15 protein-coding genes are annotated in these 20,444 nt (G+C 69.5%); 10 read left to right on the top strand and 5 right to left on the bottom strand.

Features of this window, described 5'->3' with window-relative positions:
- Nucleotides 1–93 precede the first annotated feature (93 nt).
- Genes ACYVIO_RS33525 through ACYVIO_RS33540 form a run of 4 tightly spaced genes read right to left on the bottom strand, consistent with a single transcriptional unit; the run spans nt 94 to nt 5,308 of the window.
- The gene (locus tag ACYVIO_RS33525; protein WP_460654957.1) at nt 94–2,184 is read right to left on the bottom strand and encodes an ABC transporter ATP-binding protein; all 2,091 of its coding nucleotides are present in this window, start codon (nt 2,182–2,184) and stop codon (nt 94–96) included.
- A complete protein-coding gene (locus ACYVIO_RS33530; protein ID WP_460654958.1) occupies nt 2,181–3,914 on the bottom strand; it encodes an ABC transporter ATP-binding protein in 1,734 nt (577 codons plus the stop codon). Before ACYVIO_RS33530 ends, ACYVIO_RS33525 begins: the two co-directional genes overlap by 4 nt.
- A complete protein-coding gene (locus tag ACYVIO_RS33535) occupies nt 3,914–4,516 on the bottom strand; it encodes a TetR/AcrR family transcriptional regulator (RefSeq protein ID WP_460654959.1) in 603 nt (200 codons plus the stop codon). The genes ACYVIO_RS33530 and ACYVIO_RS33535 overlap by 1 nt, the downstream gene beginning before the upstream one ends.
- A 30-nt stretch (nt 4,517–4,546) precedes the next feature.
- A complete protein-coding gene (locus ACYVIO_RS33540; protein ID WP_460654960.1) occupies nt 4,547–5,308 on the bottom strand; it encodes a TetR/AcrR family transcriptional regulator in 762 nt (253 codons plus the stop codon).
- A 184-nt stretch (nt 5,309–5,492) separates the two neighbouring features.
- On the opposite strand from ACYVIO_RS33540, the gene ACYVIO_RS33545 reads away from it, so the two are divergent.
- From ACYVIO_RS33545 to ACYVIO_RS33590, 10 genes are all read left to right on the top strand, one after another.
- Nucleotides 5,493–7,379, top strand: coding sequence for an ABC transporter ATP-binding protein (locus ACYVIO_RS33545; RefSeq protein ID WP_460655467.1), 1,887 nt, complete (start codon nt 5,493–5,495; stop codon nt 7,377–7,379).
- Nucleotides 7,380–7,652: 273 nt separating this feature from the next.
- Nucleotides 7,653–10,289: a DEAD/DEAH box helicase gene (locus tag ACYVIO_RS33550; RefSeq protein ID WP_460654961.1), complete on the top strand. Its 2,637-nt coding sequence runs from the start codon at nt 7,653–7,655 to the stop codon at nt 10,287–10,289.
- A 91-nt stretch (nt 10,290–10,380) separates the two neighbouring features.
- Nucleotides 10,381–11,610, top strand: a complete 1,230-nt coding sequence (locus ACYVIO_RS33555) for an SWIM zinc finger family protein (protein WP_460654962.1) — start codon at nt 10,381–10,383, stop codon at nt 11,608–11,610.
- Between the two features lie 94 nt (nt 11,611–11,704).
- Nucleotides 11,705–12,208, top strand: a complete 504-nt coding sequence (locus ACYVIO_RS33560) for a GNAT family N-acetyltransferase (RefSeq protein WP_460654963.1) — start codon at nt 11,705–11,707, stop codon at nt 12,206–12,208.
- 172 nt (nt 12,209–12,380) lie between these two features.
- Nucleotides 12,381–14,054: an ABC transporter substrate-binding protein gene (locus ACYVIO_RS33565; RefSeq protein ID WP_460654964.1), complete on the top strand. Its 1,674-nt coding sequence runs from the start codon at nt 12,381–12,383 to the stop codon at nt 14,052–14,054.
- A gap of 9 nt (nt 14,055–14,063) precedes the next feature.
- Nucleotides 14,064–15,017: an ABC transporter permease gene (locus tag ACYVIO_RS33570; protein ID WP_460654965.1), complete on the top strand. Its 954-nt coding sequence runs from the start codon at nt 14,064–14,066 to the stop codon at nt 15,015–15,017.
- Complete coding sequence (locus ACYVIO_RS33575; protein WP_460654966.1) at nt 15,017–15,901, top strand: ABC transporter permease; 885 nt, start codon at nt 15,017–15,019, stop codon at nt 15,899–15,901. The genes ACYVIO_RS33570 and ACYVIO_RS33575 overlap by 1 nt, the downstream gene beginning before the upstream one ends.
- An 8-nt stretch (nt 15,902–15,909) precedes the next feature.
- Nucleotides 15,910–16,995 carry an ABC transporter ATP-binding protein gene (locus tag ACYVIO_RS33580; protein ID WP_460654967.1) on the top strand — a complete coding sequence of 362 codons (1,086 nt, stop codon included), beginning with the start codon at nt 15,910–15,912 and terminating at the stop codon, nt 16,993–16,995.
- Nucleotides 16,992–17,996: an ABC transporter ATP-binding protein gene (locus tag ACYVIO_RS33585; protein ID WP_460654968.1), complete on the top strand. Its 1,005-nt coding sequence runs from the start codon at nt 16,992–16,994 to the stop codon at nt 17,994–17,996. The genes ACYVIO_RS33580 and ACYVIO_RS33585 overlap by 4 nt, the downstream gene beginning before the upstream one ends.
- On the top strand, nt 17,993–19,765 hold the full coding sequence (locus ACYVIO_RS33590) for a gamma-glutamyltransferase family protein (RefSeq protein WP_460654969.1): 1,773 nt from the start codon (nt 17,993–17,995) through the stop codon (nt 19,763–19,765). Before ACYVIO_RS33585 ends, ACYVIO_RS33590 begins: the two co-directional genes overlap by 4 nt.
- Here ACYVIO_RS33590 and ACYVIO_RS33595 read toward each other — a convergent pair.
- A complete protein-coding gene (locus ACYVIO_RS33595) occupies nt 19,762–20,427 on the bottom strand; it encodes a GntR family transcriptional regulator (protein ID WP_460654970.1) in 666 nt (221 codons plus the stop codon). The two genes, ACYVIO_RS33590 and ACYVIO_RS33595, sit on opposite strands and share 4 nt — an antisense overlap.
- Between the last annotated feature and the right edge of the window lie 17 nt (nt 20,428–20,444).

The raw sequence follows: 20,444 nt of genomic DNA on the forward strand, positions 1-20,444 counted from the left end.
ACCAAGTACCCCACATCGGGTGACAACGCGTCGGAAGTTATCCACAGGAAACCCGCAGGCGCCGCCCTGGGCGGGCGGCGCCTGCGGTGAGGGCTACGGCGTGAGGGCTGACTCGTCCTCGTCGTCGGCCAGGAGTTGGGCTGTGGTCGGGACCGGCGGGACCGGCGTGGGAGCCGGTTGTTCGCCGTCGTGGTCGACCACGGCCGCGGTGAACTGGGCGTTGTAGAGGCGGGCGTAGGCGCCGTCGACGGCCAGGAGCTCCGTGTGGGTGCCCTGCTCGACGATGGACCCGTTCTCCATCACCAGGATGAGGTTGGCGTCGCGGATGGTGGACAGGCGGTGGGCGATCACGAAGCTGGTGCGATCGGACCGCAGGGCTGCCATCGCGCGCTGGACCAGGACCTCGGTCCGGGTGTCGACCGAGCTGGTGGCCTCGTCGAGGATCAGCAGCTGCGGGTCGGCCAGGAACGCGCGCGCGATGGTGAGCAGCTGCTTCTCACCGGCGCTGACGTTGCTGCCTTCCTCGTCGATCACCGTGTCGTAGCCGTCGGGGAGGCTGTGGACGAAGCGGTCGACGTACGTCGCCTTGGCCGCGGCCAGCATGTCCTCCTCGGTGGCGTTCAGGTTGCCGTAAAGGATGTTGTCGCGGATCGTCCCGCCGAACAGCCAGGTGTCCTGCAGCACCATCCCGATCCGGGACCGCAGGTCGTGCCGGGTCAGGTCGGTGATGTCGACACCGTCGAGCGTGATCCGGCCGCCGTTCAGCTCGTAGAACCGCATCACCAGGTTGACCAGCGTGGTCTTGCCGGCCCCGGTCGGGCCGACGATCGCGACCGTCATGCCCGGTTCGGCGACCAGCGACAGGTCGCTGATCAGCGGCTCGTCGGGCTTGTACGAGAACGACACGTGCTCGAACTCGACCCGTCCGTGCGCCTCGGTGACCTTCTCCGGCGTCTCGTCCTCCGGCACCTGCTCCTCGGCGTCGAGCACCTCGAAGACCCGCTCGGCCGAGGCGACCCCGGACTGCAGCAGGTTCGCCATCGAGGCGACCTGCGTGAGCGGCTGGGTGAACTGCCGCGAGTACTGGATGAACGCCTGTACGTCGCCCAGCGACATCGTGCCCGAGGCCACCCGCAGGCCACCGATCACGGCGATCACCACGTAGTTCACGTTCCCGATGAACATCATCGACGGCATGATCAGCCCGGAGATGAACTGCGCCCCGAACGAGGCCTGGTACAGCTCCTCGTTCTTGGTCGCGAAGCTCGCCTCGATCTCCTTCTGCCGGCCGAACACCTTGACCAGCTCGTGGCCGGTGAAGGCTTCCTCGATCTGCGCGTTCAGCGCACCGGTGTGCCGCCACTGGGCGACGAACCGGGCCTGCGAGCGCTTCGCGATCAGCGCGGTCAGGATCATCGAGATCGGGATCGTCACCAGCGCGATCAGCGCCAGCAGCGGCGAGACCACGAACATCAGCGTGATCACGCCGATCACGGTCAGCAGCGACGTGAGCAGCTGGCTCAGGGTCTGCTGCAGGCTGGTCGACACGTTGTCGATGTCGTTGGTGACCCGGCTGAGCAGCTCACCGCGCGGCGCGCCGTCGAAGTAGCTGAGCGGCAGCCGGTTGAGCTTGTCCTCGAGCTCGGACCGCAGTTCGAAGACGGTCCGCTGGACCACGCCGTTCAGGATGTAGCCCTGCATCCAGGACAGGAAGAACGCCCCGACGTACAGGCCGAGCACCAGGAGCAGGACGTTGCGCAGGGCATCGAAATCGATGCCGACGCCCGGGACCAGATCGATCCCGCCGAGCAGGTCGGCGACGCGGTTGTTGCCCTGGGCCCGCAGGCCCTCGATCACCTGCTCCTTGCTCAGGTCCTTCGGCAGCGGTTTGCCGATCGCGCCGGCGAAGATGATGTCGGTCGCCCGCCCGAGCAGCTTCGGCCCGAGCACGGACAGCCCGACACTGGCGATCGCCAGCAGGATCACGCCGCCCACCTGCATCCGGTGCGGCCGCAGCCTGCGCAGCAGGCGCTTGGCCGACGGACCGAAGTTCATCGACTTGTCCCCCGGGATGCCTCCCGGAGGCCCGAACCCGCGGCCGGTCGTCGGTCGCTCGGTCGCCTTCACCGTCACGGCGCCACCCTCGGTGGGCTCGTCGGCGGCCGCGGTTGTCGTGTCGCTCATGCTGCCTCCTCCGCCGCGCGCTGGGACTCGACGATCTCGACGTACGTCGGACAGCTATCGAGCAACTCGTCGTGAGTACCTCGGCCCACCACCGCTCCGTCCTCGAGCACGATGATCTGGTCGGCGTCGATGATCGTGGACACCCGCTGGGCGACGATCACCACGCAGGCGTCGGCGGTGACCGGTGCCAGCGCCGCGCGCAGCCGCGCGTCGGTGGCCAGGTCGAGCGCCGAGAACGAGTCGTCGAACAGGTAGATCTCGGGCTGGCGAACCAGCGCCCGCGCGATTGCCAGTCGTTGTCGCTGGCCACCCGAGACGTTGGTGCCGCCCTGCGCGATCGGCGCGTTCAGCCGCTCCGGCATCGCCTCGACGAAGTCCTTGCCCTGGGCAATCTCCAGCGCGTGCCAGAGCTCCTCGTCGGTCGCTTCCGGGTTGCCGTACCGCAGGTTGCTCGCGACCGTTCCGGAGAACAGGTACGGCCGCTGCGGGACGAGGCCAATCCGCCTCCAGAGCTGCTCGGGCTCGATCTCCCGTACGTCGACGCCGTCGACCAGCACGCGGCCGGTCGTCGCGTCGAACAGGCGCGGCACCAGCGACAGCAGCGTCGTCTTGCCCGCGCCCGTACTGCCGATGATCGCCGTCGTCTGCCCAGGCGCTGCCGAGAAGCTCAGATCCTGCAGAACCGGCTCAGCCGCACCTGGGTACTGGAAGCCGGCGTTCTCGAAAACCAGTTCGCCCTGGCCGGTGAACGCGCCGATCGGAGTGACCGGCGGCCGGACCGAGGACTCGGTGTTCAGCACCTCGGTGATCCGGTCGGCGCAGACCGAGGCCCGCGGCACCATGATCATCACGAAGGTCGCCATCATCACCGAGAACAGGATCTGGATCAGGTAGCTGATGAAGGCGGTCAGCTGACCGACCTGCATCGCGCCGCTCTCCACCCGGGACGCGCCGAACCAGAGCACGGCCACGCTGGACGCGTTCAGGATCAGCATCACGACCGGGAAGACCAGGGCCATCAACCGGCCCGCGCGGATCGCGGTGTCGGTCACGTTGGCGTTGGCCTCGCCGAACCGCTCGGTCTCGTGCGGCTCGCGGACGAAGGCGCGGACCACGCGGATGCCGGTGATCTGCTCGCGCAGGACCCGGTTCACGCCGTCGATGTTCACCTGCATCTTGCGGAACTGAGGCACCATCCGGCTGGCGATCAGGCCGATCGAGGCGGCCAGCAGCGGTACGGCGACAGCGACCAGCCAGGACAGCCCGACGTCCTCGCGGACCGCGGCAACGATTCCACCGACCATGGTGATCGGCGCGGCCACCAGCATCGTGGTCGACATGACCACGAGCATCTGGACCTGGGTGACGTCGTTGGTGCTGCGCGAGATCAGCGTCGGCGCACCGAACTGGTTCACCTCGCGCGCGGAGAAGCTGCCGACCTGGTGGAACACGGCGGCCCGGACGTCGCGGCCGAACAGCGCCGCGGTCTTGGCACCGAAGTACACGGCGAAGATCGTGCAGACGATCTGCACCAGGCTGACCCCGAGCATCCAGCCACCGGTGCGGACGATGTAGCCGGTGTCTCCGGTGGCCACGCCGTTGTCGATGATGTCGGCGTTCAGGCTGGGCAGGTAGAGGGAGGCGATCGTCCCGATGAACTGCAGGACGACCACCAGGGACAGGTTGCCGACGTACGGACGCAGGTGCGTGCGCAACAGGCGAAGTAGCATCAGAGATCCCCAAGGTGGTGAAGGCGGACACCGTCGAGCGCGAAGTCGACGATCTCCTCGGCGGTCATCGGCCGACCGTCCGAAATCATTGGGTGGGTCGCGGAGAAGGTGATCATCCGGATCCGGTGCGCGACGTCCTCGGGCGAGAACCGCAGCGCTTCGGCGTCGGGCCGGATCAGGTCGACGAACACGGCACTGGCCCGCTCCGCCTCGGCCTTGCGACGCAACTCTTCGTCAGGATCGCTCTTCCAGTCCGGCGGCCGGTGCATCCGCATCGTCAGCAGCAGCCGGAAGACACTGCGCAGCCGGGACTGGCTCACCTCGACGGAGGCGATCAGCCGCTCCCGCAGCGGCAGTGACGTGTCGATCTGCGCGAGCGCCTCGATCAGCGGCCCGGACTCGAAGGCCGAGCCGATCGCGGCGTCGATCAGCGCGTCCTTGCTGCCGAAGGCGCGAAAGATCGTGCCTTCGGCGACACCGGCCGCCTCGGCGATCTGCCGGGTGCTGACATCGGTGCCGTACTCCTCCAGCAGGGGCAGCACAGCGGCGACGATCGCGGCACGGCGCTCGTCGGGCGGCATCGGGGTCGCTCGTGGACTCACCCGGCCGAGACTAACTGAGTGAGTACTCACTCACAACTGTTTATCCCTCAGCAGAGCGGCGATGCCGTCCAGCACCCTGTTCAGTCCGAAAGTGAACAAGTAGTCGGAGTCGTAGGCGGCGTCGAACTCCTGCCCGACCGCCGTGCCGACGCGGCTGGCGAGCGGGAACTTCTGCGCGTCGCCGATCTTCTCGAGCAACGGCTCGTGCGCCAGCCACCAGTCCTTGTCGGTGATACCAGACGACTGGATCACCTGCTTGGCGTCGACAGCACTTCGTACGGCGCCGTGCACGTACCCGTTCACCAGCGCGATCGCGGCGTCCATCTCGACGTCGGTCAGCCCGATCCCCTCGACCGCTTCCAGCTCGTACTCGTACTTCGCCATCAGGCCCGGGCCCAGAGGCGGCCGGCTGCTCGCGACGTACAGGAGCCACGAGTGCCGCAGGTACAGCTCGCGGTTCTCCAGCGCGACCTCCTGCAGCTTGGCCCGCCAGTCGCCGTCGACCGGGCGGCGCGGGAACTCGCCGTACGCGCTGTCCAGCATCACGTCGAGCAGTTCGGCCTTGCCCGGCACGTACCGGTACAGCGTCATCGCGCCGACGCCGAGCTCGTCGGCGACCCGGCGCATCGACAGCGCGGTCAGGCCTTCCGCGTCCGCGATCCGTACGGCGGCCGCGCAGACCTGGTCGACGGTGAGCGCGGGTTTCGGCCCGCGGGTCGGCTTGGACTGCAGTCCCCAGAGCAGCTCCAGGCTCTTCGCGGGATCGCCGGCACCGCTGTACTCGGAATTCATGTGCGTGATTCTCTCCGACTGGCTACACTCCACGACTACCCCGTACAGCGTACCCAGTAAGACGGCGTCTTGACCTCTAGTTAGGTCGAGGTTCTAGCGTCGTCGGAAAGTGTCGGTGGTCCGCGAGACCATCGGCACACCCTGGCCGACCGAGCGACTCCGGAGTATCGCCGTGAGCATGGAAATGACCGCGTGGAACTCGCTGTACCACGCGATGAACGCGCAAGAAGAGAAACGTCCCTTCTCCAAGGCGACGCTGAAGCGGATCCTCGCCTTCGCGCGTCCACACCGCCGGCTGCTGATCGCGTTCCTCGTGTTCAGCACGGTGGCCGCCGTCCTGGCCGTCGCGACCCCGGTCCTGGCCGGTGAGGTCGTCGAGGCGATCGTCGACGGCAAGGCGGTCAGCACGGTGGTGTGGCTGGCCGGGCTGATCGCGGTGATCGCGGTCGCCGAGGCGGGCATCAGCCTGTTCACGCGCTGGCTGTCGGCGCGGATCGGGGAGGGCCTGATCCTCGACCTGCGGACCGCGGTCTTCGACCACATCCAGAAGATGCCGATCGCGTTCTTCACCCGGACACGCACCGGCGCGCTGGTCTCCCGGCTGAACAACGACGTGATCGGCGCCCAGCGCGCCTTCAGCGACACCCTGTCCGGCGTCGTCAGCAACCTGGTGATGCTCGTCCTCACCCTCGTGGTGATGCTCAGCCGGTCGTGGCAGATCACCGTGCTCGCGCTCATCCTGCTGCCGGTCTTCGTGATCCCGGCCCGGCGGATGGGCACCAAGCTGGCGTCGCTCGAGCGGGAAGCGGCCAACTACAACGCGACCATGAGCACCCAGATGACCGAGCGGTTCTCGGCGCCGGGCGCGACCTTGGTGAAGCTGTTCGGCCGGCCGGTGCGGGAGTCGAAGGAGTTCGCCGACCGTGCGAGCCGGGTGCGCGACATCGGCGTCCGGACCGCGATGGTGCAGTGGGTCTTCGTGACCGCGCTGACGCTGGTCTCGGCGCTCGCGCTGGCCGTCGTCTACGGGCTCGGCGGGTTCTACGCGCTGCGCGACCAGCTCGACGCGGGAACGGTGGTGGCGATGGCGCTGCTGCTGACCCGGCTGTACGCGCCGCTCACCGCGCTCGCGAGTGCGCGGCTCGAGGTGATGACCGCGCTCGTCAGCTTCGAGCGGGTCTTCGAGGTGCTCGACCTGAAGCCGCTGATCCAGGACAAGCCCGACGCCGGGCTCGTGCCGGAGGGGCCGGTCGCGGTCGAGTTCGACGACGTACGGTTCGCCTACCCGTCGGCCGACAAGGTGTCGCTGGCCTCGCTCGAAGAGGTCGCCAAGCTCGACACCCGCGGCGGCGAAGAGGTGCTGCACGGGATCACCTTCCGCGCCGAGCCGGGGCAGATGGTCGCCCTGGTCGGTACGTCGGGAGCCGGCAAGTCGACGATCGCGCAACTGATTCCGCGGCTGTACGACGTGGACTCCGGCGCGGTTCGGCTGGCAGGCACCGACGTACGGGACGTGACGGCGCAGTCGTTGCGGGACACGCTCGGGATGGTGACCCAGGACGGGCACCTGTTCCACGACTCGATCCGGGAGAACCTGCTGCTCGCGCGGCCCGAGGCGTCCGAAGAGGATCTGTGGGACGCGTTGACGCGGGCGCGGCTCAAGGACCTGATCCACTCGATGCCGGACCAGCTGGACACCGTGGTCGGCGAGCGCGGATACCGGCTGTCGGGTGGTGAGCGGCAGCGGCTGACGATCGCCCGGTTGCTGCTCGCGCAGCCGCGAGTGGTCATCCTCGACGAGGCGACCGCCGCGCTGGACTCGACGTCCGAGGCTGCTGTCCAGGCGGCGCTGGCCGAAGCACTGGCCGGGCGGACCGCGGTGGTGATCGCGCACCGGCTGTCGACGATCCGGGCGGCCGACCTGATTCTGGTGATCGAAGCCGGGGTCGTGGTCGAGCGCGGGACCCACACGGAACTCCTGGCGCTCGGTGGTCGTTACGAGGAGCTGTACCGGACCCAGTTCGACCAGCCGCCGGCCGAGGACGAGGTGGTGGTGGTCGGCGCGTCGTAGGGCAGCTGGGGTTCGGCCGGGATGTAGCTCGAGGAAGGTACGGGGTTGGTAGTAGCGGTTGGCGTTTCGGCTGAGATTGCTCGTCTGGTGGCGGTGTTCCGGCCGGCCGATCCACCACGTCTGGGGACTGTTGCCTTCTGGTCCCCAGACGCGGAGCCGTTGCCCCTCGGCATCGGCGAGCACGTCGACCTCCAGGTGGTCGCACCGATCAACGGTGAGCAGCAATCATCAACTGCAGCTTCCGTACGTCTACAACCACAAGTAGTTCGCGCGATGGAGCTACCGGTCGGCGAGGCCGTTGCCCTGTTGGGAAGAGCCCGCAAGAGTCCCGATGCCCATGCGTCGGTCGGCTTCTGGGGTGCGGTCTCGTTGGTCGCGCTCCAGCTGGTTGCCCGCGGACGGTTGCTTCCTGGGGTCTCCCCCGCCGGCCACGACGCCTGGCGGGTCGGCCCGTACGACCAGCCCGACGTGGAGCGCGTCCTGCAGCTCGCCGAGGCGATGCCGCCGGAAGCCAGGTCCGTCCCGCTCCCCCCGCACACCGGCGCCGAGGCGGGCGGGCTGAGCGGCGACTTGCGCTTGCCGGTGGCTGAGGATCTTGTTCGAGCCTTTCTGGATGCGGTGGCCGACGGGATGCCTCGGTCGGCTGCGGCGGCGAAGGCTCATGGGACAGATCTGTTCACCGCGAAGGCACCTCAGCGGGCCGAGCGGTTGCGGTCGTGGGCGGACGAGGTGTCCGCCGGACTCGACACAGGCGTACGGATCTCGTTGCGGATCGACCTGATCGAGGGCGACGAACTCGGGTTCCGCGCCAATGTGCAGCTGCACAGCCTGCAGGATCCGACGCTCGTCCGCGACGCAGCCGAGGTGTGGGCGGGCGACGTACCAGGCTTCGGCCCACGCGCCAGGATCGACGCGACGCTTGCGATCCGCCGCGCTGCCCGCGTCTGGAATCCCCTGCAGCAACTGCTCGACGCCGCCGTACCGGATCAGATGGAGCTGACCGACGAGGAGATCGCCGGTCTCCTCGCGACCGGCGCCCAGCGACTCGCCGCGGCCGGGATCGACCTGCACTGGCCGCGCAGCCTCGGCCGCGCGCTCATGGCCCGCGCCGCGATCACGACCACCCCCGACACTCCCCCGTCGGACCTGCCCAGCTTCTTCGGCGGCGACAGCACCCTCGACTTCAGCTGGCAGGTTGCTCTCGGCAACGACCCGCTCAGCACCGAGGAGATGGACCGACTCGCCGAGGCGACCCGGCCGGTGGTCCGGTTGCGCGACCAGTGGATGCTGGTCGACCCAGAAGTCGCCCGCAAGGCGCGCGAGCGGATCCTCAAGCCGGTCACGCCGATCGATGCGCTCAGCGCCGCGCTCACCGGCACCGCCGAGATCGACGGCAAGCACGTCGCGGTCACGCCGACGAAGTGGCTCGACGACCTGCGCGCCCGGATCGCCGATCCCGACCGCTCCGACGATCCGCACGAAGCCCCCGCCGCCCTTCAGGCGACCCTGCGCGACTACCAACTGCGCGGCCTGCAATGGCTGGCCCGGATGACGTCGCTCGGCCTCGGCGGTTGCCTCGCCGACGACATGGGTCTGGGCAAGACGATCACGCTCATCTCGCTGCACCTGCACCGCCAGGAGTCCGAGGCCACCGCCGGCCCGACGCTCGTCGTCTGCCCGGCGTCCCTGCTCGGGAACTGGGAGCGCGAGGTCAACAAGTTCGCTCCCGGTACGCCGGTCCGCCGCTTCCACGGGACGAGCCGGTCGCTCGACGAGGCCGACACCGGATTCGTGCTGACGACGTACGGGACCTTGCGCCGGGACGCGAAGAAGCTCGGCGGGCATCGCTGGGGACTGCTCGTCGCCGACGAAGCGCAGCACGTGAAGAATCCGTCGTCCGGTACGGCGAAGGCGCTGCGCACGGTCCCCGCGATGGCACGCGTCGCGCTCACCGGTACGCCGGTCGAGAACAACCTGTCCGAACTCTGGGCGATCCTCGACTGGACGACGCCCGGGCTGCTCGGTCGGCTCGCGACGTTCCGCAGCCGCTGGGCGACGCCGATCGAGGCGGACAAGGACCAGGAGATCGCCGACCGCCTGGCGACGCTCGTCCGGCCGTTCCTGCTGCGGCGGAAGAAGTCCGACCCGGGCATCGCGCCCGAGCTGCCGCCGAAGACCGAGACCGACCAGACCGTGTCGCTCACTCGCGAGCAGGCGGTGTTGTACGAGGCAACTGTTCGCGAGCTGATGGACGAGGTCCGGTCGAGCAGCGCGATGGCGCGGCGCGGGCTGATCGTGAAGCTGCTGACCGGGCTGAAGCAGATCTGCAACCACCCGGTCCAGTACTTGAAGGAACCCACTGGCGCGAAGCTCGCCGGGCGCTCGGGCAAGCTCGAGCTGCTGGACGAACTGCTCAGCACGATCCTGGCCGAGGACGGCGCCGTACTGATCTTCACGCAGTACGTCGCGATGGCGCGCCTGCTGGAGCAGCACCTCGCGGACCGCGGCGTCGGGACCCAGTTGCTGCACGGCGGGACGCCGGTGCGGAAGCGGGAGGAGATGGTCGAGCGCTTCCAGGCCGGTGAGGTGCCGGTGTTCCTGCTGTCACTGAAGGCCGCCGGGACCGGGCTGAACCTGACGCGGGCGGATCATGTCGTGCACTTCGACCGGTGGTGGAATCCGGCGGTCGAGGACCAGGCGACCGACCGGGCGTACCGGATCGGCCAGACGAGGCCGGTGCAGGTCCACCGATTGATTGCCGAGGGCACCATCGAGGACCGGATCGCGGCCATGCTGACGAGCAAGCGAGCGCTGGCGGACGCCGTACTGACCGCAGGCGAGGCGGCGTTGACCGAGCTGTCCGATGCCGAGCTCGCCGACCTGGTGGAGCTGCGAGGTGGTGCACGATGAGCGCCGAACTGCTGGTCGGCCTGGTGAGCACGGCCGAGGCTGGAGCGCAGTTGCTGCCGGCGACCGTCGAGCGAGTGCGGGGTGGGGTGCGATGAGTGCGGCGAAGGGGTTTGCGCCGTTTCCGGCTCAGCGGGGGCGGAGTACGCGCGGGCGGTCGTGGTGGGCGCGGGCGTGGGTGCAGGCGATGGAGGACACGTCGCTCGACAACGGCCAGTTGAAGAAGGGCCGCCGGTTCGCGAACTCGGGGCAGGTGGGCACGATCTCCGTCAGCCCCGGCCGGATCGCGGCGATCGTCGAGGCGCCGGAGGATCGGTACGAGTCGGCGGTGACGGTCGAGCAGTTGTCCGACGACGACTGGAACCGGTTCCTCGACGAGGTGGGCTCGCGGGCCGGTCACATCGCGGCGCTGCTCGACGGTGACATGCCGCACGATCTCGTGAGCGCAGCCGAGGACGCCGGCGTACAACTGCTCCCGGGCATCGGGGACCTCGACCCGTCGTGCACGTGCGACGCCTGGGAGCTGCCCTGCCAGCACGCCGCCGGGTTGTCGTACCAGATGGCCTGGCTGCTGGACGACGACCCGTTCGTCCTGCTGCTCCTCCGCGGGCGCTCACGCGAAGACCTGCTCGACGAGCTCCAACGCCGAGCAACCACAGGCGCCACCCCGGCCCAGTCCGGCGCCACCCCGACCCAGCAAGTAGTGGCCGAAGAGCCCGGTGTGAACGCAGCTACGGTTTTCGGTGTCGAGATAGGCCCATTGCCGCCCACCCCGGACCTGCCGGCCAAGGTGTCGATCGAGGACCTGCCGATCACCGGCACAACTCCTTTGGATTCCGTGCTGCTGCCTTTGCTGGTCCTGGACGCGTCGAGGCGCGCCCGCGGACTCCTGAATGCCTTGCTGGCTGGAGCTTCCGAGCCCTGGGTGCTGGACGAGTGGCAGGACTCGGTCCGCCTGGTAGCCGAGTACCCGGAACTACGCGAACGCCTGGAGGACACCGAGCGGCTCGCGGTCGGCGTACAGGCTTGGGAGTACGGCGGTGCGCCCGGCCTCGACGTGCTCACCGACACCTGGTCGCCCGAGAGCGGCGAGCTCGTACGGGCGCGGACCGAGTTGCAGGCAGCAGCCGACGAGCCAGTCGACCTGGAGATCTCGGGCAACTGGCTCAGCGCCCAAACCGTGCAGCTGCGGCTCGACCGGGTCGGGCGCTGGCATCCGTACAAGCTGGTCGGCGACGACTGGCAGCCGGCCGGGCCGGCGGACCGGGATCCGGCAGCGGCGTTCGCGGTAAATCAGACGACGGAAGGGGCGCACCCGCAGTAACGTGACGAGCCACGACCAGGGAGAGAGGAGTTGATGGTGATGACCGCGCCGAGCTGGTCCCTGCCCAACTCCTTCTGGTCGAAAGGCTTTTCCGTTGCTCATCACCTGGACCACCCGCGCCGAAACCGGCGCTGACACCGCGGCGATCGACGCCGTCAACTTCCACGCGTTCGGCCGTCGCTACGAGCCCGACATCGTCATCCGCCTGCGGGCCGACGAGAGCGCGTGGATCCCCGCGCTCTCGTACGTCGCAACCCGCGACGACGAGGTCGTTGCCCACGCTCTGCTGAGTCGTTGCCACATCGACGAAACCCCGGCGCTCGTGCTCGGACCGGTCGCCGTGCTCCCGGTGTACCAGCGCACCGGCGCGGGTAGCGCGACGATCCGCGCCGCCCTCGAAGCGGCCCGGGACGCCGGCGAGTACGCGGTCGTCCTCCTGGGTCATCCCGAGTACTACCCGCGCTTCGGTTTCCGGCAGGCGACCGAGTTCGGCATCCACGGCGAGCACGACGGCCCGGCCCAAATGGCCCTCGGACTCGATCCGAACCGGCCGCTCCCCCGCGGGACGATCCACTTCCCGGCGGCCTGGGACGCCTGATCCGTGGTCGCGCCTGTTCCCCTCCGGGAACAGGCGCGACGACGCAGGAAATCCTTCACCCAGTAGCGGCACCGAAACGGTAAAAGGTTGCAGCAAACTCGCCGAACCCCTTGCGCGCCTGCCTTGTATACATGAAACAGTCGACGGAACCGCTCATCCCCTGGAGGACGAAATGTTCCGTCGAACTCCGTCGCCGCTGAATCGTTCCACTTGGCGGCAGACCGCTCCCCCGGCCGCCCTGCTCGCCCTCGTCCTCGCGGCCACCGCCTGCTCACCGGTCCAGTCCAGCGACGAACCGGCCGGCGGCGACCAGACCAGCGCGAGCCAGGACGTCTTCGGTGACGCCGCGGACGCCGCCCAGGTCAAGGCCGGTGGAACGCTCACGGTCGCGCTCTCCGCCGATCCCGACAAGCTCGACCCGACCCTGTCGCGCAGCCTGTACTCGCGTTACGTCTTCCACACCATGTGCGAGAAGCTGTACGACCTCGGCCCGGACGCCAAGATCGTGCCGCAGCTGGCCACCGCGTTGCCGACCGTCGCTGCCGACGGGCTGAGCCTGACGATCCCGTTGCGCGAGGGCGTGAAGTTCGCCGACGGCGGCACGATGGACTCGGCGGCCGTGAAGGGCACGATCGAGCGCGGCCTGACGCTGGCCGGTTCCGGCCGCAAGAGTGAGCTCGGCCCGATCAGCGGCATCGAGACGCCGGACCCGAAGACCGTCGTGATCAAGCTGTCGAAGCCTTTCGCGCCGCTCACCGCCGCGCTGGCCGACCGCGCCGGGATGGTGCTGAGCCCGGCCGCGGTGTCCAAGCTGGGTGCGAACTTCTCCACCGCGCCGGCCTGCGTCGGCCCGTTCAAGTTCGCCAGCCGGGTCGCGCAGAACTCGATCAAGGTCGTCAAGGACCCGCTGTACTACGACGCGGCCAAGGTGCACCTGGACGCGATCGAGTACCGGATCATCACCGACTCCAGCATCCGCTCGGCCAACCTGCGCTCGGGTGACGCGCAGATCGCCGACTCGCTGTCGACGCAGGACGCGCCCGAGCTGCAGAAGGACGACACGATGTCGGTCCTGCAGTCGCAGTCGCTGGGTTACCAGGGCCTGACCATCAACATCGGCAACGCCGAGGGCATCGGCAAGCCGGTCAAGCAGCTGGACACGCCGATCGCCAAGGATCCGCGGGTGCGGCAGGCGCTGGAGGCGTCGATCGACCGCGAGGCGCTCGTGAAGACGATCTTCAACGGGCTGAACACCGTGGCCTGCTCGCCGATCTCGCCGAAGAGCGAGTTCACCAGCGAGGCGGCGCAGGTCTGCCCGGCGCACGACCCGAACAAGGCGAAGGAGCTGCTCAGCCAGGCCGGCGTCACCACGCCGTACAAGGTCGAGATGATCACGTCGAACAACCCGGACTCCCTGCGGCTGGCCCAGGCGCTGCAGGCGATGGTCAAGGAGGGGGGGTTCGAGCTGGTGATCAAGCCGGTCGAGTACGCGTCGTTGCTGGACCAGCAGGACCGTGGTGACTTCGAGCTGCTGCAGCTCGGTTGGTCGGGCCGGGTCGACCCGGACGCGAACATCTTCAACTTCGTCGGCACCGGCGGCAGCCAGAACGTTGCCGGGTACAACAGCCCCGACGTCGACAAGCTGCTCACCGACGCCCGGCAGGCCAAGGACCAGGCCGAGCGGATCAAGCTGTACGGCGACGTGGTGGCCAAGCTGCAGCAGGACGACCCGCTGATCTACATGTACCGCCAGCGCAACCTGACCGGTGTCAGCAAGAAGGTGCTCGGCGTCCAGACCTACCCGGACGGGGTGATCCGGACCGCCTTCGCCGGCTTCGCGAAGTAGGCGGGAGCGATGCGTCGCTACCTGCTCGGCCGGCTCTGGCAGTCGGCCGTGACGTTGCTGCTGGCAACGATCGTGGTGTTCCTCGGGGTCCGGGCGCTGCCCGGCGACCCGGCGCTCGCGCTGGCCGGGGAGGACCGCGATCCGGAGTCCCTGCGGGCGATCCGCGAGCAGTACGGCCTGGACGACTCGCTGCTGGTGCAGTTCTGGCAGTTCGTCAGCCACGCCGTACGGGGTGATCTCGGGACCTCGATCAGGACCGGGGAGAGCGTGACCGGGATGCTCAAGAGCGCTCTCCCGGTCACTCTCGAGCTGTCGTTCCTGGCGATCGTGATCGCCGGCGTGATCGGCATCGGCGCCGGAGTCGTCGCGGCCGTGCAGCGCGGGCGGCCGGCCGAGTGGGCGGCGAACGCGCTCGCCCTGCTCGGTCTGTCGGTGCCGAACTTCTGGCTGGGCCTGATGGCGATCCTCTACCTGTCGGTGGCGATGGGCTTGTTCCCGGCGTCGGGCTTCGTGCCCTTCTTCAGCAACCCCGTCGCCAACCTGCACCACCTGGTACTGCCGGCCTTCATCCTCGGCACCGGGCTGGCGGCGGTCATCATGCGCCAGACCCGGTCGTCGATGCTGGACGCGTTGTCGGCCGACTACATCCGGACCGCGGAGGCCAAGGGCCTGCGGCCCAGCGCGGTGATCGGCCGGCACGCGCTGCGCAACAGCCTGATCGTGGTCATCACGATCGTCGGGCTGCAGCTCGGCGCGCTGATCTCCGGCGCGGTCGTCACCGAGCGGATCTTCGCGCTGCCCGGGTTCGGCAAGCTGACCGTCGACTCGGTCTTCCAGCGCGACTACCCGGTGATCCAGGCCGTCGTGCTGGTCACCGCCACGGCGTACATCGTGATCAACCTGCTGGTCGACCTGCTCTACTCGGTGATCGATCCGCGGATCCGTGTGAGGGGTGAAGCGTGATGGCCGTCGCTGATGTCACCGTCACGGCTGGTCCGCCGTTGGCGTCGCGCCGCCGCAAGGTGGTCAAGCGGATGCTGCGCAACCCGCTCGCGATTGCCGGGCTGGTCGTCCTGCTGATCGCGGTCGTCGTCGCGGTGTTCGCGCCGTGGCTCGCGCCGCACGAGCCGACCGACACGCACCTGAGCGAGGCCTTCGGCCCACCCGGTACGCCGGGGTACCTGCTCGGCACCGACGACCTGGGCCGTGACGTGCTGGCCCGGATCATGTTCGGGCTGCGGGCGTCGCTGCACGTCGGGCTGCTCGCGGTCGCCACTTCGTTGGTGATCGGCGTACCGCTCGGGTTGATGGCCGGGTACTTCCGGGCTGTCGACGCGCTGATCTCGCGGTTCACCGATCTGGTGCTGGCGTTCCCGTTCCTGATCCTCGCGGTCGGCCTGGCCGCGATCCGCGGTGCGAGCCTCGGCAACGCCGCGATCGCGATCGGGATCGCGCAGATCCCCGGCGTGATCCGGATCGTCCGGTCGGAGACGCTGCGGCTGAAGTCGCTCGACTTCGTCGCGGCCGCGATCGTCGAGGGCGCGGGCGATCTGTGGGTGCTCGGCCGCCACATCCTGCCGAACGCCGCGTCGGTGGTGATCGTGCAGGCCACCGTCGCGATCCCGGCCGCGATCCTCGGCGAGGCGGTGCTGTCGTTCCTCGGGCTCGGTATCCAGCCGCCCGCGCCGAGCCTCGGCACGATGCTGTCCGACGCGCAGCAGTTCGCGACCCGGGCGCCGTGGGCCGCGGTGATGCCGGGGCTGGCGATCATGCTGCTGGTGCTCGCGTTCAACATCGTCGGCGACAGCCTGCGCGACGCCCTCGACCCGAAAGCGAGCCGCCGATGAACGCGTCGATGCCTGAGGCAAGCAAACCCGGCCCGGCGGACGCACGAGCCGCCGGGCGGGCGGGCGGACGGACCGCCGCGGCCCCGGCTGTCCCGGCGGGCGGGCCCGCCGCGTCCTCGCCGGTGCTCAGGGTGCGCGAGCTGTCGGTCAGCTTCCGGACCGAGGACGGCCGGATCTCGGCGGTCGACAAGGTCGACTTCGAGGTCGCCGACGGCGAGGTGCTGGCGGTCGTCGGCGAGTCCGGCTGCGGCAAGAGCGTGACCGCGATGAGCCTGGCGGGTCTGCTCCCCCGCTCGGCGACCGTCGACGGCTCGGTCCAGCTCGACGGCCTCGAACTGATCGGCGCCGACAAGCGCACGCTGCGGTCGATCCGCGGCCGCGAGATCGCGTACATCTTCCAGGAGCCGATGACGTCGCTGAACCCGGTCTTCACCGTCGGCCGCCAGATCGGCGAGGTGCTCGGCGTCCACAACGGACTGTCCCGATCGGCCGCGCGCAAGCGAGCCATCGAGCTGCTCAAGCTGGTCGGCATCCCGTCGGCCGACCGACGCGTTGACGACTACCCGCACCAACTGTCCGGAGGGATGCGGCAGCGCGTGATGATCGCGATGGCCGTCGCGTGCGACCCGAAGGTGCTGATCGCCGACGAGCCGACCACCGCGCTCGACGTCACGATCCAGGCCGGCATCCTCGACGTACTGCGTGGTCTGCGCGAGCGGCTCGGTACGAGCATCGTGCTGATCACGCACGACCTCGGCGTCGTCGCGGACCTCGCCGACCGGGTTGCCGTCATGTACGCCGGCCGCGTGGTCGAGACCGCCGAGGTCCACGATCTGTTCGCCCACCCCACTCACCCCTACACCGCCGGGCTGCTCGGAGCATCGCCGTCGGCCGGACGTCACGCGGGCAGTGACCGCCTCAACGAGATCCCCGGCCTGGTGCCGGTCCTCGCCGAGCAGCCCGACGCCTGCACGTTCGCCGACCGCTGCCCCCGAGCACTGGACACCTGTACGACGGAGCAGCCGCTCCTGACCGCGGGTGCTCACCAGGTGGCGTGCTGGAACCCGGTCCGTGAGCCGGTGGAGGCCCGATGAACGCACCACAGCACGCACTCGAGATCGAAGACCTGGTCATGCACTTCGGCCCGGTCAGAGCCGTCGACGGGGTCTCACTGCAGATCCGCAAGGGCACGGTGGTCGCCCTGGTCGGCGAGAGCGGCTCCGGCAAGTCCACCGTCGGCCGCTGCATCGTCCGGCTGCTCGAACCGACCGGCGGGACAGTCCGCCTCGCCGACGCCGACATCACTCACCTCAACCGCCGCCAGCTGCGCAAGCACCGCCGGGACGTGTCCATCGTGTTCCAGGACCCGGCCGGCTCGCTGGACCCGCGGCTGTCGGTCGGCGACATCGTCAGCGAACCACTCCGGCTCATGCGGCAGCGCGACACCGCTGGACAGGTCGCTGACTCGCTCCGCCGGGTCGGACTCCGTCCGGAGGTCGCGCACCGCTCACCGCACGAGCTGTCCGGCGGTCAGCGCCAGCGGGTCAGCATCGCTCGCGCCCTGATCTCCAAGCCGAGCCTGCTGGTCGCCGACGAGCCCACCAGCGCGCTGGACGTTTCTGTCCAGGCGTCGGTGCTCAACCTGCTGGCGGACCTGCAGCGGGACCTCGGGTTCGCCTGCCTGTTCATCACCCACGACCTGTCTGCCGTCGAGTACCTGGCTGACGAGGTCGCGGTGATGTACCTGGGTCAGCTGGTCGAGCAGGGCCCGCGGGAGCGCATCTTCGGCGTACCGGCTCATCCGTACACGCAGGCGCTGCTGTCGGCCGCTCCGGTGCCCGACCCGACGACCCAGCGGGCCCGAGTGCCCGTGCTGCTCGGCGACGACCTGCCCTCACCGATCGACCCGCCGGACGGCTGCCGGTTCCACACCCGCTGCCCGGTGGCGGTGGACAGATGCCGGACAGTCGTCCCGGAGTCCCGGGTGATCGGCGAAGGTGGACACCGGGTCGCGTGCCACCTGGTCAACGACGACGGCACCGGACCCGACGTACGGCGTACACAGGACACAACCGACACAGGAGCTGCCCGATGACCTTCACCACCCGGCCCACGCTGCGCGGCACGTTCGGGATGGTCTCGTCCACGCACTGGCTGGCGTCGCAGTCGGCGATGCGGATCCTGGAGCTCGGCGGCAACGCGTTCGACGCGGCCGCCTGCGCCGGGTTCGTGCTGCACGTGGTCGAGCCGCACCTCAACGGCCCGGGTGGCGAGGTCCCGGCGATCGTCGCGACCGCTAGCGACCCCACGCCAAGGGTGCTCGCTGGCCAGGGCGTGGCACCGGCCGGAGCGACCATCGAGCACTACCGCTCGCTGGGACTCAACCTGGTGCCCGGCTCGGGCCCGCTGGCGGCGACAGTCCCCGGTGCCGTCGACGCCTGGCTGCTGCTGCTCCGGGACCACGGCACACTACCGCTGCGCACTGTGCTCGAGCCGGCGATCGAGTACGCCCGCAACGGACACCCGGTCGTCGCACGGGTCGGTGCCACCGTCGAGACCGTGCGGGAGCTGTTCACCGAGCACTGGCCGACCTCGGCCGCGGTTTGGCTGCAGAACGGCCGTCCGCCGGCGCCGAACGAGTTGATCAAGAACCCGGTGTACGCCGACACGCTCGAGCGGCTGGTCGTCGCAGGTGAGCAGGCCGGGTCCGACCTGGTCGCGCAGATCGAGGGCGCTCGGCTGGCCTGGCGTGAAGGCTTCGTCGCTGAGGCCGTCGACGCCTTCTCCAAGCTGCCGCACCGCGACTCCAGCGGCGAGGACCACGCCGGGCTGATCACCGGTGCCGACATGGCTGCCTTCACCGCTACCTGGGAGGACGCGGCGACGCTGGATTGGCACGGGCACACCGTGGCCAAGACCGGCCCGTGGGGCCAGGGCCCTGCGCTGCTGCAGTCGCTCGCCGTACTGGCTGAGCTTGGTGATCCCAGTGACCTCGACCTGACCAGTGCGGACGCCGTGCACACGACGGTCGAGGTGATGAAGCTGTCGTACGCCGACCGCGAGGCCTGGTACGGCGACGGTGCCGACGTACCGCTGAAGACGCTGCTCTCCCCCGCGTACGCCGCCGCACGGGCGGCGCTGGTCGGTCCGGAGGCGTCGCTGGAGCTGCGCCCCGGTCAGCCCGACGGACGGAAGCCGCGACTGCCTTCGGTGACGACGAGCGGTGCGGCTGTCGACGCGACAGTCGGTGAGCCGACGGTGGCGCCCGACGGCGGGACGCGCGGCGACACCTGTCACGTCGACGTGGCCGACAAGTGGGGCAACGTCATCTCCGCCACGCCCAGTGGTGGTTGGCTGCAGTCGTCGCCGGTCATCCCGTCGCTCGGGTTCCCGCTGGGGAGCCGGGCGCAGATGTTCTGGCTGGAGGAAGGCCTGGCGTCGTCGCTGGCGCCGGGCAAGCGGCCGCGGACCACGCTGACGCCGACGCTCGTGCTGCGGGACGGCGTACCGGTGCTGGCTTGTGGGTCGCCTGGTGGAGACCAGCAGGACCAGTGGCAGCTGCTGTTCCTGCTGCGGACCCTGGCTGGTGGCCAGGACCTGCAGGAGGCCATCGACGCACCGGCCTGGCACACCACCGGCTTCCCGTCCTCGTTCTACCCGCGCGCGACCGAGCCCGGTGGGCTGGCGATCGAGACCCGCTTGGGCACGGCAGTCCGCGACGAGCTGGTACGCCGGGGGCACGTCGTCACCGAGTCGGACGCGTGGAGCCTTGGCCGGCTGTGTGCGGTCGGGCGCGAGCCTGGTGGCGTCCTGTCGGCAGGTGCGAACCCCCGCGGGATGCAGGGGTACGCAGTCGGGCGTTAGCTGAGGGCTGCGGTGGCTGCTGCGTCGATGTGAGCGCTGGCAGCGGCCACTGCGGCTTCGGCGTCGCCTGCCGCGATGGCGTCGACCAGGCGGATGTGCTCCTCCCACGAGTGCGGCGCGCGCTGTGCTGCGCCGACCCGGAACACCCAGTGCACGTGGTGATACATGGCCGACGACAGCGAGGCCAGCCAGCGGTTGCCGCTGATGTCGATCACCGCGACGTGCAGCTCACTGTTGAGCTCGGCGACCCGGGCGAAGTCCTCCGCGTCGGTCGCGGCGTTGGCCTCCGCCAGCAGTGCGCGCAGCCTGATGACGTCGTCCTCGGTGGCCCGCTCGGCAGCGAGCCCGGCGGCCAACGTCTCCAGCTGCTTCCGTACGGCGAACAGATCGCGGATCGCCGTGTCGTCCAGCGTCGCCACCACCGCGCCGCGGCGCGGGAGGATCTCGACGAACCCCTCGCTCTCCACGACGCGCAGCGCCTCGCGGACCGGGTTGCGCGAGACCCCGAAGTCGTCGGCCAGGCGGTTCTCGGTCAGTCGCTCGCCCTGGGCGTAGTCGCCGTCGACGATCCGGCGTCGCAGCTCGCTCAGGACCTGTTCCCTGAGCGCGATGTGGTCCGCACCGATCGTGCGTACCTGCTCGCCCCCGTACTGCTGGTCCACCCCGGACTCCCCTCTCA

Source organism: Kribbella endophytica (genome assembly GCF_054781295.1).

Bases quoted from the DNA above. Each gene is read 5' to 3' on its own strand.
- ACYVIO_RS33545 (WP_460655467.1), top strand. From the start codon at position 5,493: ATGACCGCGTGGAACTCGCTGTACCACGCGATGAACGCGCAAGAAGAG.
- ACYVIO_RS33530 (WP_460654958.1), bottom strand. From the start codon at position 3,914: ATGCTACTTCGCCTGTTGCGCACGCACCTGCGTCCGTACGTCGGCAAC.
- ACYVIO_RS33555 (WP_460654962.1), top strand. From the start codon at position 10,381: ATGAGTGCGGCGAAGGGGTTTGCGCCGTTTCCGGCTCAGCGGGGGCGG.
- ACYVIO_RS33580 (WP_460654967.1), top strand. From the start codon at position 15,910: ATGCCTGAGGCAAGCAAACCCGGCCCGGCGGACGCACGAGCCGCCGGG.
- ACYVIO_RS33590 (WP_460654969.1), top strand. From the start codon at position 17,993: ATGACCTTCACCACCCGGCCCACGCTGCGCGGCACGTTCGGGATGGTC.
- ACYVIO_RS33540 (WP_460654960.1), bottom strand. From the start codon at position 5,308: ATGAATTCCGAGTACAGCGGTGCCGGCGATCCCGCGAAGAGCCTGGAG.
- ACYVIO_RS33575 (WP_460654966.1), top strand. From the start codon at position 15,017: ATGGCCGTCGCTGATGTCACCGTCACGGCTGGTCCGCCGTTGGCGTCG.
- ACYVIO_RS33565 (WP_460654964.1), top strand. From the start codon at position 12,381: ATGTTCCGTCGAACTCCGTCGCCGCTGAATCGTTCCACTTGGCGGCAG.
- ACYVIO_RS33525 (WP_460654957.1), bottom strand. From the start codon at position 2,184: ATGAGCGACACGACAACCGCGGCCGCCGACGAGCCCACCGAGGGTGGC.
- ACYVIO_RS33550 (WP_460654961.1), top strand. From the start codon at position 7,653: ATGGAGCTACCGGTCGGCGAGGCCGTTGCCCTGTTGGGAAGAGCCCGC.
- ACYVIO_RS33570 (WP_460654965.1), top strand. From the start codon at position 14,064: ATGCGTCGCTACCTGCTCGGCCGGCTCTGGCAGTCGGCCGTGACGTTG.
- ACYVIO_RS33585 (WP_460654968.1), top strand. From the start codon at position 16,992: ATGAACGCACCACAGCACGCACTCGAGATCGAAGACCTGGTCATGCAC.